Source organism: Acinetobacter sp. ANC 4973, assembly GCF_002135275.1.
GTDB lineage: Bacteria > Pseudomonadota > Gammaproteobacteria > Pseudomonadales > Moraxellaceae > Acinetobacter > Acinetobacter kyonggiensis.
On the sequence record NZ_NEGM01000005.1, the window covers coordinates 341011 to 356413 of the forward strand.

General features: G+C 38.5%; 13 protein-coding genes. 5 read left to right on the forward strand and 8 right to left on the reverse strand.

What is annotated here, in order from left to right; genetic code table 11:
• Window positions 1–113: 113 nt before the first annotated feature.
• Window positions 114–347: a hypothetical protein gene (locus B9T30_RS09060; protein WP_086184680.1), complete on the reverse strand. Its 234-nt coding sequence runs from the start codon at window positions 345–347 to the stop codon at window positions 114–116.
• Between the two features lie 277 nt (window positions 348–624).
• Window positions 625–1404, reverse strand: a complete 780-nt coding sequence (gene yaaA / locus B9T30_RS09065) for a peroxide stress protein YaaA (RefSeq protein ID WP_086184681.1) — start codon at window positions 1402–1404, stop codon at window positions 625–627.
• Window positions 1405–1528: 124 nt separating this feature from the next.
• Here yaaA and B9T30_RS09070 point away from each other — a divergent pair, with 124 nt between their 5' ends.
• Window positions 1529–2155, forward strand: coding sequence for an alpha/beta hydrolase (locus B9T30_RS09070; RefSeq protein WP_086184682.1), 627 nt, complete (start codon window positions 1529–1531; stop codon window positions 2153–2155).
• Window positions 2156–2629: 474 nt separating this feature from the next.
• A complete protein-coding gene (locus tag B9T30_RS09075) occupies window positions 2630–3070 on the forward strand; it encodes a DUF2147 domain-containing protein (RefSeq protein ID WP_086165746.1) in 441 nt (146 codons plus the stop codon).
• Window positions 3071–3220: 150 nt separating this feature from the next.
• Here B9T30_RS09075 and B9T30_RS09080 read toward each other — a convergent pair whose 3' ends face one another.
• The 4 genes from B9T30_RS09080 to pheA all read right to left on the reverse strand — a co-directional run bounded on the left by B9T30_RS09080 (window position 3221) and on the right by pheA (window position 8251).
• Window positions 3221–3604 (reverse strand): hypothetical protein, encoded by a 384-nt coding sequence (locus B9T30_RS09080; protein WP_086184683.1) that lies wholly within the window; start codon window positions 3602–3604, stop codon window positions 3221–3223.
• Between the two features lie 109 nt (window positions 3605–3713).
• Window positions 3714–5960 (reverse strand): bifunctional prephenate dehydrogenase/3-phosphoshikimate 1-carboxyvinyltransferase, encoded by a 2247-nt coding sequence (locus B9T30_RS09085; RefSeq protein ID WP_086184722.1) that lies wholly within the window; start codon window positions 5958–5960, stop codon window positions 3714–3716.
• 3 nt (window positions 5961–5963) lie between these two features.
• Entirely contained in the window at window positions 5964–7070 is a 1107-nt protein-coding gene (gene hisC / locus B9T30_RS09090; protein WP_086184684.1) for a histidinol-phosphate transaminase, read from the reverse strand.
• Window positions 7071–7141: 71 nt separating this feature from the next.
• Window positions 7142–8251: a prephenate dehydratase gene (pheA, locus tag B9T30_RS09095; protein WP_086165750.1), complete on the reverse strand. Its 1110-nt coding sequence runs from the start codon at window positions 8249–8251 to the stop codon at window positions 7142–7144.
• Between the two features lie 456 nt (window positions 8252–8707).
• Here pheA and B9T30_RS09100 point away from each other — a divergent pair, with 456 nt between their 5' ends.
• Complete coding sequence (locus tag B9T30_RS09100) at window positions 8708–10429, forward strand: long-chain-fatty-acid--CoA ligase (RefSeq protein WP_086184685.1); 1722 nt, start codon at window positions 8708–8710, stop codon at window positions 10427–10429.
• 144 nt (window positions 10430–10573) lie between these two features.
• Window positions 10574–11092: a type 1 glutamine amidotransferase domain-containing protein gene (locus B9T30_RS09105; protein WP_086184686.1), complete on the forward strand. Its 519-nt coding sequence runs from the start codon at window positions 10574–10576 to the stop codon at window positions 11090–11092.
• Between the two features lie 45 nt (window positions 11093–11137).
• Here B9T30_RS09105 and B9T30_RS09110 read toward each other — a convergent pair whose 3' ends face one another.
• Both B9T30_RS09110 and B9T30_RS09115 read right to left on the reverse strand, forming a co-directional pair.
• Complete coding sequence (locus B9T30_RS09110) at window positions 11138–12280, reverse strand: acyl-CoA dehydrogenase family protein (protein WP_086184687.1); 1143 nt, start codon at window positions 12278–12280, stop codon at window positions 11138–11140.
• Window positions 12281–12429: 149 nt separating this feature from the next.
• Window positions 12430–13773 (reverse strand): dicarboxylate/amino acid:cation symporter, encoded by a 1344-nt coding sequence (locus B9T30_RS09115; RefSeq protein ID WP_086184723.1) that lies wholly within the window; start codon window positions 13771–13773, stop codon window positions 12430–12432.
• A gap of 433 nt (window positions 13774–14206) precedes the next feature.
• On the opposite strand from B9T30_RS09115, the gene B9T30_RS09120 reads away from it, so the two are divergent.
• On the forward strand, window positions 14207–15208 hold the full coding sequence (locus B9T30_RS09120) for a glycosyl transferase family protein (protein ID WP_086184688.1): 1002 nt from the start codon (window positions 14207–14209) through the stop codon (window positions 15206–15208).
• Window positions 15209–15403: the final 195 nt, after the last annotated feature.

Consider the following 15403-nt stretch of genomic DNA (forward strand, 5'->3'; position numbering starts at 1 on the left):
ATGATTCAAATATGGTCGGGGCAAATTATAACACAATGATTTTTTATTGTTTCTAAAATTTATTTTCAATTAAAATTCAATAGGATATTAGTTTGGTTCGTTAAACTCATCGTCTAGTCTTTAGTGGACTGACCAACCAATTGAACTAAAGGTTTTGTATTTACCTCTTTACTTTCAGTATTGTGAATAAAAAAATTAGGATTAGAGTCGATTACACTGAGTGACTGATGAGCGTCATAAATCAACTGATCAACTTCATTCTTTTTTTTACGTTGAGCATCCTGATAAACATAATATCCCAATAGCACAACAATAAGAATAAAGACTGGAATGAGTAATTTTTTCATAATAAAATTTTATTATTTTAAAAACTTTTCATTATAATAACAAAAAACAACACAAAAAGGTGATATGAAACACATTTTTTAAATATTTTAATATCCATTAAAGCGACTAATAAAAAAAATTGTATAGATGATCCTTATCAAACCAAATAGCTGTTCAGTGCCCCCTTTCATCTCTGTACACTTATAACGTCCATGCTTTTCAAGCAATTGATTAAATTTCACATAAATAAAAAATCCTGAACAATGTCAGGATTTTTTCTGTCTTTAAAAGACCAACTTAAACTACTTTTTCATCACGTTTAAAAACCAACTCACCCTGAAGTGAACTCTTAGCATCAAAATAATAACCATCAACATTAAATGATTTTAAGTCTTCAACTTTACTTAACTGATTCTCAATCATATATCGAGCCATCAAGCCACGCGCTTTTTTAGCATAAAAACTAATGACTTTATATTTGCCATTTTTTTGATCTAAAAACACAGGCTTAATGATTTCAGCTTTAAGTTTGCGTTCATGCACTGATTTATAGTATTCATCCGAAGCAATATTGACCAATAATTCTGAATTGGCTTGTTCCAAATCATCATTTATTAAACTGGTAATTTTATCACCCCAAAATTCATAGAGGTTATGACCCCGTGAATTATGTAATTTTGTGCCCATTTCTAAACGATATGGCATCATCAAATCCAAAGGACGTAATAAACCATACAAGCCAGATAACATGCGCAAATGCTTTTGTGCATATTCAAGTTTTTGATTATTTAGGTTGTATGCATCTAAACCCGTATAAACATCACCTTTAAACGCAAATAAAGCCTGACGTGCATTAGAAAAATTAAAGTCTGATTGCCAGTCATGAAAGCGATCTACATTCAATTTGGCAATCTTTTCACTGACACTCATTAAATTGGCAATATCTGTAGCAGACAGTTTACGACTTACGTCTATAAGTTGTTGTGAATGTTCCAGCAATCTTGGTAAAGTATGCAAATCGGTAGGAAGTGCAGATTCATAATCTAAAGTCTTAGCAGGAGAAATTAAGGCGAGCATGGACAACCTGATCAAAAAATAATTAAACAGACTATAACAGTAGACTTATTTTATTTCCAATTTGTGTTTTTACTGAACATTATCGGTAAAATAGGCGATTCTCCTGTTATTAGTCGGTTGTAATATGTCCGAGCAAATTTTCATTCAAGGTCCTGTAGGTCAAATTGAAGTTTTTGTTGATTATCCGCAGGGTGAAGTGAAAGGATTCGCGGTTGTATGCCACCCTCATCCATTACAAGGCGGTACACCACAGCATAAAGTGCCAACACTTCTTGCTCAAATGTTTGTTGAGCGTGGTTGTATTGTATACCGACCTAGTTTCCGTGGTTCAGGTCAAAGTACCGGTGTCCATAATGAAGGCTTTGGTGAAACGGATGATATTCTAGAAGTAATTAGACAGATGCGTTGCAAACATATTGGCCTGCCTTTTTATGCTGGCGGCTTTAGTTTTGGAGCGCACGTGATGGCTAAAAGCTATCATGCTCTTCCTGATGAAATCAAACCTAAACAATTAATTTTATGTGGTTTACCGACTGCAACTGTTGCTGGCTTGCGTCATTATGTAACCCCCGAAATTAAAGGTGATATTTTATTTATTCACGGTGAAGGTGATGAAGTTACTTTATTGTCAGACTTGATCGCTTGGGCAAAACCTCAACGTCACTTATTGACAATCTTGCCTAGTGCAAACCATTTCTTTACTGGCTATTTAAAACAATTGCGTATTGCAATTTCTCGTTTTTTAATTTAACTGGCTTAAATTAACATTTAAAGTGCAATACTATGCTCTTGAAATAACACCTGACTCGGACTCTTAAATCCGAGTCTTTTTTTGCGTAATAGCTCCAATCTATATAGATCTTTGCAAGATATTCATCAGGGTGATGCTGGCTAAACGCCTTTACCCTTGTCTGCTATGATTGTTTTTAATTGATAGAAAATAAAGACCTATACCGATTTTAAAGGCAACTTATTTAGAGCCCCACTGGATAAATAAATATTGCCCTACCTTAAGCCAAGTGTCAGGCGAGACGAGATAAGCATTAGAAGCATGCCTTCGTGAACCAACTTATGAACTTGCTAAGCAAAATGCTATATCAATTCACATCTTTGCAAAATTAATTCTATTGCACTTCATTTGAGAATCTAAGAATTATATAATCAAATACTTAGCCAAGTACGGCTTAAGATGTTCGGAAACATTTTTAATAGTTAGAGGGATATTATGAAAACTATTTTTGGGATAATTTGCATCGTTTTATTCAGTTCATCAGCCATTGCAGAAAATATTGTAGGTACATGGCGTTATATGGATGATAAAACAGGTGAAGCTAAGGGATTAGTCAAAATTGAGCAGCAAGCCAATGGAACATACGCAGGTACAGCACTCAAAGCAACACCACGTGCTGGCTATATACCGAAAGAGTTTTGTACTAATTGTCCTGCACCCTACACCAACAAGCCCATCATAGGTATGCAGGTTATTTCTGGATTACAAACTGAAGATCAAATGAATTACACAAATGGGAAAATCATTGATCCTGTTTCAGGAAAAGTTTACCGCCTTAAAGGCAGAATCAGCGCAAATGGCAAAAAATTATTTCTTCGCGGATATATGGGAGTATCCGCTGTAGGTCGTAACCAGACTTGGCTACGTGTGGAATAAAATATAAGTCCTGAGCTACCAACACAGCACTGTTTTGTTCGTAGCTCAAACTATGCAAGACCAATAAACCCTTAGCATTTCAAATTCAAAAATAGCAGCTATCGGTGTCAACAATATCTTCCCTTCCAAGCTTCTAAGTTACCTTTTTTGCTAAAGATGGTCCTTCCATTCAAATTCACTAAAGGCTTCATCTTGTTTTAATGTATTTTCAACTGCTTGCGCCAGCTGATTCAACAAACTCTGCTCTGTAATGCGGTCTAACCAATCCTGATCTTCATCTGGATGCGAGGTAATTTCACAGACCAAATGACCACCCTGATCATGCCCTTGGCAGGTAATTGACAGTGGCAAGGAATGATTATCTACACTGACTGCAACATGGTCGCCACTTTGTGACAAGGTCTGAAAACCATATTCGCCTAATTTTTTAGACAAAAGATCGGCAACATATTCTTGAGTCACATGACGATCACCAGCCTTCAATGAAGCATGATTATGTTTTTCACAGTTTGCTGTAAATTGTAATTTTCTCATCGATGTATCCAAAGGCATTCTTATTGTATGGTTTTAGAATAAGCAATAAAAACAAAACAGCCAAGCAAAAGCTTGGCTGTTGTCTAACAAATGTACAAAACTAGACTAATTATTCACTGACTTGAATCGCCAAACCTGCTTGATTCGCAAGTTCAGTGAAGGTAGGAAAACTGGTTGCCACAGTTTCTGTACCAACAATTTTAATTTCGCCTGAAGTACGTAAACCCGCCACACTAAAACTCATCGCAATACGGTGATCATGATGCGATTCAATTTCACCACCCGTGAAGATTGTAGACCAATCGCCTGACTTCCCCTTACCTTCAATAATGATACCATCATCCGTTGGTGTACAATCAATGCCCATGGTTTTCAAACCATCTGCCATAACTTGAATACGATCAGATTCTTTAACGCGAAGTTCAGCAGCACCGGTTAAAATGGTTTGACCTTCAGCACATGCTGCGGCAATAAAGAGTGCTGGGAATTCATCAATTGCCAATGGCACTTGGTCTTCCGGCATATGAATGCCTTTAAGCGTACGACTACCACGAATACGAATGTCTGCAATCGGTTCACCACCTGCTATACGTTCGTTTTCAACCGTCAAGTCCGCACCCATTTGTTTCAGGATTTCAATTACACCAGTACGCGTTGGGTTAATTCCAACCGCCTCTAAAGTCACATCTGAACCTTCGGTAATGGCAGCTCCCACCATAAAGAATGCCGCAGATGAAATATCTGATGGCACCTGAATTTCAGTCGCAATAAGCTTACCGCCACCTTGTAATGAAATGCGATTACCTTCAGTTTTTACTTCATAACCAAATGCACGTAACATACGTTCTGTATGGTCACGTGTTGGTTCAGGTTCCGTCACTGACGTTTCACCGCTTGCCCAAAGCCCTGCCAATAGGATGCCAGATTTCACTTGCGCAGATGCCATAGGCAAATCGTAATGAATACCTTGAAGGTTTTGATTCCCTGTAATCGATACTGGTGGTGTACCGCGTTCACCTGTGGTTTGAATTTGTGCACCCATTTCACGTAAAGGTTTAGCAATACGTTCCATTGGACGTTTAGACAGTGACGCATCACCCGTCATTACAGAATCAAATTTTTGCGCAGACAACATGCCTGAAAGTAAACGCATTGATGTACCAGAGTTACCCATATACAAGGCACTTGCAGGTGCTTTTAAGCCATTGATACCGACACCATGAATAGTGACTTCACCATTTTTTGGCCCTTCAATACTCACGCCCATATCGCGAAAAGCTTGCAAAGTTGCCAGCGCATCTTCACCTTCCAAGAAACCTGTAATATGCGTCGTGCCTTCTGCAATCGCACCAAACATAATGGAGCGATGTGACACAGATTTGTCACCAGGCACGGTAAATTTACCTTGGAAATTTTGAGAACCTGGCAAAATGGTAAATTGTTGTGTCACTTTATTTTTCTCCATCAAGGGTTGTTTGGCGAGCATGTGATTGAAGTGTTGTCGTGCAGCCTGTGCATGCCCCAACACCCCCATTAATGCCTGTGAGTTTTCATCTTCAATCAGTTTACGTAATATTGCGAGTTGCTTTTCGAAGCCATCGACTGCATTTAAAATCGCTTTTTTATTGGCAAAAAAGATGTCATGCCACATTTGAGGATCACTGGCAGCTATGCGTGAAAAGTCACGAAAACCACCTGCTGCATAACGAAAGATATCAAAATTATCTTCACGATTGGCAAGCTGTTCAACCAAATTAAATGCCATCAAATGTGGCAGATGACTGGTATGCGCAAGGACTTCATCGTGTTTATCGACATCCATACAAATCACATCAGCTTTAGCCGCTTGCCATAATTGTGTCAGTTTTTCTACTGCCCAATCAGCACTGGTCGGTAGAGGCGTCAAAATTACTTTATGATTGGCAAACAAATCGACCTTACCGGCATGTACGCCTGTGTGTTCAGCCCCTGCAATCGGATGCCCCGGAACAAAACCTTCTGGAAGGTTTTCACCATATACCGCCTTTGCAGCATCTACTACATTGCCTTTGGTGCTACCCACATCGGTAATGATGGTGGTCGCCAAAAGATAAGGCTTGATCATTTCCAGTACTTTTTCTGTCGCACGAACAGGTAAGGCTAAAACAACTAAATCGGCACCTTGAACAGCATCAACTGGATTACTATAACCAGCTTGAATCAGTCCAAGTGCTTTTGCATCATCCAATGTTTTTTGCGAACGCGTTGATGCAACAATTTGTTTTGCTAAATTTTCAGCGATAATCACACGCGCCAGACTTGAACCAATCAACCCAAGTCCAATAAATGCAACTTTTTCAAATAGAGGCTTGGACATCACTTAAGCTTTTCCCTCTACAGCATTGGTTGCTAAATCAAGTACCTTCGCAAGTGCGCTAAGGAATTTAGCATTTTCAGTTTCAGTACCAATGGACACACGCAGATGATTTGCAATTCCGACAGGACGTACAATCACGCCCTCTTTTAACAAGGCATTGAATGTTTGTGCAGCATCAGCCTGAACATCGACCAAAATAAAGTTCGCACGTGATGCTACATAGTCCAAGCCAAGGGATTGAAAACCTTGCTCTAATTGATTCATACCTGCTTTATTAACAACACGTGATTGCTCAATAAAGTCTTCATCTTTGAGAGCAGCAACAGCAGCCACCATAGCAAGATGATTCACATTAAAGGGCTGACGAATACGGTTTAAAAAATCAGTAACTTGTTTTGATGCCAATGCAAAACCCACACGCAGGGCTGCCAAACCATAACATTTAGACAATGTACGACTGACGATAATATTTGGATAGTATGCTAAAAATTTTAAGCTATTGAAATTTTCTGGAAAATATTCCACATACGCTTCATCGAGTACCACAATCACACTTGCAGGTACTTTCTGCATAAATGCTTCAAATTCAGCTTCTTCAAACCAAGTCCCCGTTGGATTATTCGGATTGGCAATAAAAATAAGTTTGGTGTTGTGTTGAATTGCAGCAGCCATGGCATCTAAATCATGTGCAAAGCCTTTTGCAGGAACTTCAATCGCTTGTGCATTAATCGCCTGTGTCACCAAAGCATAGACAGCAAATGCATGTTGGCTATACACCACAGAATCTTTTTCTGCAACGAATGCACGAGCAAACATTTCTAATAAGTCGTTTGAACCATTACCCAAAGTAATACAGTCAGCAGTCACACCAAATTGCGCGCAAATTTGATCTTTTAAAATAAAACCACCACCATCTGGATAGCGACCAATTTCTGCCAATTCAGCAGCCACTGCTTGTTTGACCCGATCAGAACAGCCCAATGGATTCTCATTCGATGCCAATTTGACGATATCGGTAATCCCTAACTCACGCTCAAGCTCACTAATTGGCTTACCCGGTTGATAAGGTTTTAACTTTGAGATGCCTTCATTGGCAGGGACAAACGACATGGTACTCTTCCAATTGTTTCAAGTGATAAAAGTGGTTAACTTCAAATTAAAATTAACCACCAAATAGCGATTTACAATACTGCGATCGGATACGAACCTAATACTCGAACTTCTTTCACCAACGGACGAATTTCTTCAATTGCCGCTTTAACATTGTCCTGCTCCACATGACCCTCTAAGTCAATGAAGAATACATAAGCCCATTTTTCAGGTAATGCAGGACGGGTTTCAATACTGGTTAAGCTAATATGATGTTTTGCAAAGGGTGCTAAAATTTCAAGCAATGCACCGGCACGATCATGTGCTGAAATAAGTAATGAGGTTTTATCATTGCCACTTTGCGGTACTTTTTCACGACCAATTACCAAGAAACGTGTGGTATTTTCTGGGTTATCTTCAATATTGCCATGTAGAATTTCTAATTCATAAATATTGGCAGCCACATCAGATGCAATTGCTGCTGAATGCCATTCATTGCGAATTCGACGTGCCGCTTCAGCATTTGAACTTAAAGCAACGCGCTCTACACCCGGATAATGTGCATCTAACCATTTACGACATTGCGCCAAAGTTTGTTGATGCGCATAAATTTGTTTAATGCTGTCTTTACGAGTATTTGCAGAAACTAAAAATTGGTGATGAATACGCAATTCAACTTCACCAATCACATTTAAATGCGATGATTTAAAACAATCTAAAGTATGGTTGACCACTCCTTCAGAAGAGTTCTCCACTGGCACTAAACCGTAATGAGCACTCCCCGCTTCCACTTCACGAAAGACTTCATCAATGGTTGGAAGTGGACGAACAATCGCGTCCTGACCAAAGTGCTTCAGCACAGCTGAATGTGTATAAGTACCGACTGGACCTAAGAATGCAATACTTTGTGGTGCTTCAAGTGCCAGACAAGCCGACATGATTTCGCGAAATAGACGCGCCATGGTCACATCAGACAATGGCCCTTCGTTGCGCTCCATAACATTACGCAAAACTTGTGCTTCACGTTCAGGACGGTAAAACATTGGATTCTCTTCAGAAGCAAACTTTGCTTTTGCTACCGCTTCTGCCAGTTTCGCTCGGCGGTTGATAAGCTGTTGAATCTGCTGATCAACTGAGTCAATATCCTCACGAATCTGAGCAAGGTCAAGAGAAGTCTTTGTGTTTTGATCGTCGTTGATCATTGTTATGTCGCCCTTCAAAAACATTATGCAAACAGTATAACAATAGTTAGCTTTCAAATGTTACGCAATAAGACTTTGATTGATTCAGCCTTAAAAACATACAGTTGATTTAATCAGCAATTTTATTGTCTATGATTTTGCAATAAATTCTTAAAATTAATGACCTTTTGCCAATTTCCCATAAATTACACTACAGTTGTACATTTTCAGCCTTGCGCAACCAAGGTGAATTTTATGCTATTTGGTCGAATATATTGATCTTGTTTTGCAAATAACATCATATTTTAAAACGCTTAATATCGATATTTTTTCACCCTACTTTTTTTATTATTTATGTGTTTCATTGGCAGATTAAATCATTGCCAAAAATAAACATTTGCCTGATGTTTGAAGACAAAGGTCTGGACTGACATAAAAACCAAAACAAAGCTAAAACATCTATCTTAAGGATCATCAATGAGTCATTACGCACAGCGCTCATGGGAAAAGAATTTACCCATTTCATTACATGGTTATCAACTTAAGCCTGATCAAATTAAATCAAACTTAGCAGAATTACTAACCCACACTACGGCTCAATTTTCACAATCACCCGCATTTAGTGTGGTACTACCTACAGGCTTAAGTAAAAGCTTAAGCTTTCAAGAAATTGATGATCTATCAACCACATTTGCCAATTACTTACAGCACCATCTCAAACTTAAGAAAGGTGATGTGGTTGGTTTACAAATGCCAAATTCTTTGCACTATCCGATTGCTGTATTTGCCTGTTGGAAAGTTGGATTAATCATCACCAATATTAATCCACTGTATACAGCGCGCGAACTTGAATACCAATTAATTGACAGTGCTACAAAAGCATTGATTGTTTCAGATCTATTTTTAGCAACTTTCGAACGTGTAATTCAAAACAATCCTCAACTTCAATCATTGGCACTCGTGACCGCCAGTTTAAGTGAGTTTTTTGATGCGCCTTATCAAGGCATGATTGCAGAAAAAATGCAGGCAGATGCCGAAGCGCAAGGCCGACCAATCAATCCAAGCATCGACTATGCAACCTTCGCAGATGCTTTAGAAATTGGTAAAATTTTAGAACTATATATCCCTATTCAACATGAGATTGCCCTATATCAATATACAGGCGGAACAACGGGTCGTAGTAAAGGTGCCGTAATCAGTCATCAAAATGTGGCATCTTTGGTCAAAATAACCAGCGATTATTTACATGCCCATGAATCTGAATTTAATAATCAGGACTGTATTTTAACAGCGATTCCGCTGTACCACATTTTTGCCTTTAGCGTAAATTTCCTCATGTTCTTTGAAGCTGGTTCTCATAATCTGCTGATTCCTTCTCCACGACCAATCAGCAATTTAAAACCTGCTTTTGAAAACTTCAAAGTCACTTGGTTAACTGGGGTCGATACGCTATATGCGGGCTTATTGGCTGAAAGTTGGTTTACTGCAAACCCACCGAAACTGACCTGTAGCATTTCTGGCGGTACTGCATTACGTCCTGCAACAGCAGAAAACTGGCAAGCTAAAATCGGCACAATTATTGAAGGTTTTGGCATGACAGAAACCAGTTGTGCTGCGCTACTCCATCCACCCATCCGTAAAATTCGTCAGGGTTCTGTTGGTTTTCCATTGCCGGGCTCCGACATTAAAATTGTCAATGAACAAGGTCACGAAGTTCCATTCGGTGAAGCGGGTGAACTCTGTGTAAAAGGGCCACAAATTGTATTGAGTTATTTAAACCGTCCCACTGAAACGGCTGAAACCTTTATTGATGGTTGGTTGCATACAGGTGATATTGCCAAAGTAGATGAAGATGGCTTTTGTTATATTTTAGATCGTAAAAAAGATATGGTCATTGTTTCAGGTTTTAATGTTTATCCCAATGAAATTGAAACAATTCTAGCCGAGCATCCAGATATCATTGAAGCTGCTGTTATTGGTATACCCGATGATCAAACCGGAGAATCGGTTAAAGCATTTATTGCCTCGAGTAATGCCAATCTTTCTGTCAGTGAAATCCTCAAACATTGCAAAGACAACCTAACTGCCTACAAAGTCCCAAAATCGATTGAAATATTGAATGAGTTACCAAAGTCAACCGTCGGAAAAATTTTGCGTGCCGAACTTCGTCAAATGGAAAGTCAAAAATATATTGATTAATTTCAGCTCATTACAGCATTAAAATTCAGCCCTAAAGCTTTGTCTTTGGGGCTTTCTCTTTTACAAGAGTTATTTACCAAAATCCATCACAAAAATTTAATGATTCCTCTATATTCTTCTAATAAAGCAATTCGGAGAATAATAATGTCAAAAAGAATCGCCGTTTTAGTGACCCATGATTTTGAAGATATTGCATACTCGGAACCCGTACAGGCCTTTCGAGCTGCACGTCATAGCATTTTAAATATTGAAAACAGAGCAGGTAATATTGTTTATGGTCAAAAACGCAAATCTGCGGTCACTATCGATCAAAGTATAGACAGTGTTTCTGTGCATGATTTTGATGCCTTACTTATTCCCGGAGGACATTCTCCCAACCAGTTGTGTCTTGATCACCGGTTTGTCGATTTTGTCCGTAATTTTGCCCATGCACAAAAACCCATTATGAGTATTTGTCACGACCCTCAACTGCTTATTGCTGCAAAGGTGGTTAAAGGTCGGTTAATGACCACCATTAAAACCGTCGCCACAGATCTAATTAATGCAGGTGCTGTGTATTACGATGTCGGTGTGGTGAATGACAATAATCTGTATATTTCTTCTCGCTCTCCGGACGACTTAGCAGCCTTTATTAAAGAAAGTTTAATGGTGTTGAGTCAATAAAAAGAGCCTTTCGGCTCTTTTTATTTAGACCTAAACAACCAGTCATTAACGCCCTAAAATACTACGCGCTACAATTTCTTTCATAATTTCATTAGTACCACCGTAAATGCGTTGAATACGTGCATCCACAAAGAAACGTGAAATTGGATATTCAGTCATATAACCATAACCACCAAAAAGCTGTAACAAGTTATCGGCAATTTTCATTTGCATATCGGTACTAAAACTTTTCAATGCTGCGGCAGTTTCAACATCTAGTTTACCTTGCATATACAGTTCGACATTTTGATTATAAAAAGCGGCTGTGGCTTGTTCATCTATTTTTGCCTGAGCCAAAACAAATCGTGTATTTTGAAATTGACTAATCGGCTGCCCAAATGCTTGACGTTCTTTTACGTAAGCAATCGTGACATCAATCGAACCACGAATAGCACCAATAGCGGTGGAAGCAATAGCCGTACGTTCACGTGGTAATTCTTGCATCAAATAAGCAAAACCTTGCCCTGCTTGACCCAATAGTTGATCTTTAGGCACTTGAATATTATCGAAGAACAGTTCTGAAGTATCTTGTGAATGTAGACCTATTTTATTCAGGTTGGTGCCCTTTTTAAAACCTTCTAAATGAGTATCCAGCAACATCAAAGAGACACCTTTTGCTCGTGCTTGCGGATCGGTTTTCACCGCCAACACCACCAAGTCGGCATGCTGACCATTTGAAATAAAGGTTTTTGAACCATTTAAAAGATAGTGATCACCCTGCAAAATTGCATTGGTTCGCATGGCTTGTAAGTCTGAACCTGCACCCGGTTCAGTCATGCCAATTGCACCGACGACTTCACCAGCAACCATTTTTGGCAACCAATATTGTTTCTGTTGTTCTGTGCCAATATGCAAAATATACGGTGCTGCAATTTCAGAATGACATGAAATACCTGTTGATAAGGCACTAAATCCTGCACGGGCTGACTCTTCAACCAACATCAGTGAATAATTGATCGGAACGCCATAGCCACCGTATTCTTCAGGCACATCAACACATAAGAAACCATTTGCCCCCAACAGGTTCCAAATCGAACGCGGCATAATGCCTTCATGTTCCCATTGCTCATAATGAGGTGCAATATGCTCATTCATAAAGCGTTTAAAATTATCACGAAACAGTTCTAGATCAGCATCATAAGCCAGCATATATCATCCTTATTTTCAGTTTTAGTTTTTAGCTTCTTGCCATGCTAGTGATTTTATCGTCCGCTGTCATGTCCTATTCCTGTCATTTTTATGACTTTTATAGTCAATAAAAAAGGAAGCCGAAGCTTCCTTTTTTCATTCATGCTTAATTATGCATGGGTTTTATTTTCTTCTGACATTAAGCGATCCACTTCTTCTGGATTGGCTAAAGCATAATCTAGTTGCTCTTTATCCAATTGTCCGACCCATTTTGCCACAACAATCGTTGCCAATGAGTTACCCACAAGATTGGTTAATGCACGTGCTTCTGACATGAAACGGTCAATACCCAAAATCAATGCCAAGCCTGCTACTGGAATATGCCCTACCGCAGATAACGTTGCCGCCATGACAATAAAACCTGAACCTGTGACACCCGCAGCACCTTTAGAGGAAATCAACAACACCACTAACAGGGTAATTTGATGCTCAATATCCAAAGGTGTGTTGGTCGCTTGTGCAATAAAAATAGCCGCCATCGTCAAATAAATAGACGTACCATCTAGGTTAAATGAATAACCTGTAGGAATAACTAAACCAACAACTGATTTTTCACAACCTGCGATTTCAAGCTTCTTCAACATCCGCGGAAGCACTGATTCTGATGATGAAGTTCCCAATACAATAAGGAGTTCTTCACGAATCATCCGAATCATTTTCAAAATATTAAAACCACAAAAACGAGAGATTGAGCCTAATACAATGAAAATAAACAGTAAACACGTAATATAGAAGCAGATGATCAATTGCGCTAATTGTGCAAGACTGCCAATACCATATTTACCAATGGTAAATGCCATTGCACCAAATGCACCGATTGGAGCCAACTTCATAATCATATTTACGATATTGAAGAAGACATGAGAAATTTGATCGATAAATTTTAGTACAGGTTTACCCGCATCACCCAACTTATGCAACGCAAAACCGAACAGAAGAGCGAACAATAAGACTTGAAGAATTTCACCTTCAGCAAATGCACCTACAACAGTATTCGGAATGATATTCATAAAGAAATCAATCGTCGATTGTGATTGACCTGATTCTACATATTTAGAAATACCCGATATATCCAAAGATGCAGGATCAATATTCATGCCTACACCCGGTTTTGCAATATTAATTACAAGCAAACCAACAAGTAAGGCAATCGTGGATACGATTTCAAAATAAAGTAAAGCAATACCGCCTGTCTTACCCACAGACTTCATGCTTTCCATGCCAGCAATACCACTGACCACAGTACAGAAAATTACAGGTGCAATAATCATTTTGATTAGGCGAATAAATCCATCACCCAACGGTTTTAATTGCTCGCCTAAACCAGGCACATGTTTTTCAACACCATTGACTAGTTGTGTACCACTTGGGAAAAAGTGGCCTATTAACACGCCCGCAATAATGGCAATAATCACTTGAAAATAAAGTGATTTATATAAAGGTTTTTTAGCCATAATCATAACTTCTTCATGTATTTCCGCACGCAGAAATATCCATTTTCTCTTGCCTATTCTTACGAATATACAACCCTAAACCTTTTTACAAGATGCAAAAAGACAATGAGTTCTTGTGAAAAACCCGACTTAAGATGAAAACAAAAAAAGATTCACAAATGAAATAGTCAATTTCGCAAATAATATTTGAGAGAATATCTATTAAATGCAAAAAATTAGACTAAGGAGATCATGAAAATTTAAATAAATTCTATAAGAAGAAAGTGTACTTGATTTTAGATCAAGAAATTGTTAACACGCGTCCTTTTCGATTGTTTTTCACACAAAATCCATTCAGACATTAGTCTAATATGGATATTATCTTTTTCTTCATTTTATTTTTATGTCATAGTGTGGACATTCATTTTCATACGAAATACTGTGGTACGCACGCATGAACAATAAAAGAAACCTCTACAAAGATTTTGAACATCCCTTTGCACAATTTGTTCGTATTGTAGGTAAAGGGAAAAATGGTGCGCGCTCGCTCAGTTTTGATGAAGCTTACCAAGCTTTTAGTATGATCTTAAAAGGTGAAGTTTTAGATGTTCAGCTCGGCGCTTTCTTAATGCTGCTACGTGTTAAAGAAGAATCTGTAGATGAGCTTACAGGCTTTGTACAAGCAACACGTGATCAACTTCATTTTAAACATTTAGATGTAGATTTAGATTGGTCATCTTATGCAGGCAAGCGAAAACACTATCCTTGGTTTTTATTGGCAGCCCTCACCCTTGCTCAAAATGGCTATAAGGTGGTGATGCATGGTGCATCAGGACATACAATTAACCGTATATATACAGAACAAGTATTGGAATACCTCGGTTATACTATTTGCCAAAATGAAATAGATGTGAAACAACAATTACAACAAACCAATTTTGCCTATATTCCTCTAGAAGTAATTTCCCCAATACTGAGTGATTTAATTGCACTGCGTAATGTAATGGGCTTACGCTCCCCCATTCATACTCTAGCTCGCCTAATTAATCCATTTAATGCAAAAGCAACCATGCAAGCGATTTTTCATCCTGCTTATCGTGGTTCACACCAGCAAACGGCTTTTAAATTAGGCTATAAAAATAGTGCTGTCATTAAAGGTGAAGGGGGCGAATTTGAACGCAATCCTGATGCTAAAACTTTAATTTGTGGCATTAAAAATGGTGAGCTGTATGAACACGAATTACCAAAATTGACCGAAAACCGTAGTCCGATTGAAGAAGAACTGGATTTAGCCGTATTTAAAGCGGTTTGGGAAGGCAAGCAACATCATGAATATGGTGAAATTGCCGTCACTGAAACCATGGGTATTGCGTTATATACCATGGGAGTTTGTGATTCTTATGATGAAGCAATGCTAAAAGCCAAAGAGCTTTGGCAAAGCCGAAAAGTTATTTAATAGGCTAAAAGATCAGGCTCTGCGGAGTCTTACCGTTTATTCGCAAATATCTGGAGCTCGTTGTGTTACTTTTAAAAAAAGTAACCAAAACTTTTTCCATTCGCAAAACTCGGCAAATACCACCAAGTGTCATTTCTCTCGCAAAAACAGGACGATATTAATATCGTCCTGCCTCGAACAGTTGCGAATGGCTTT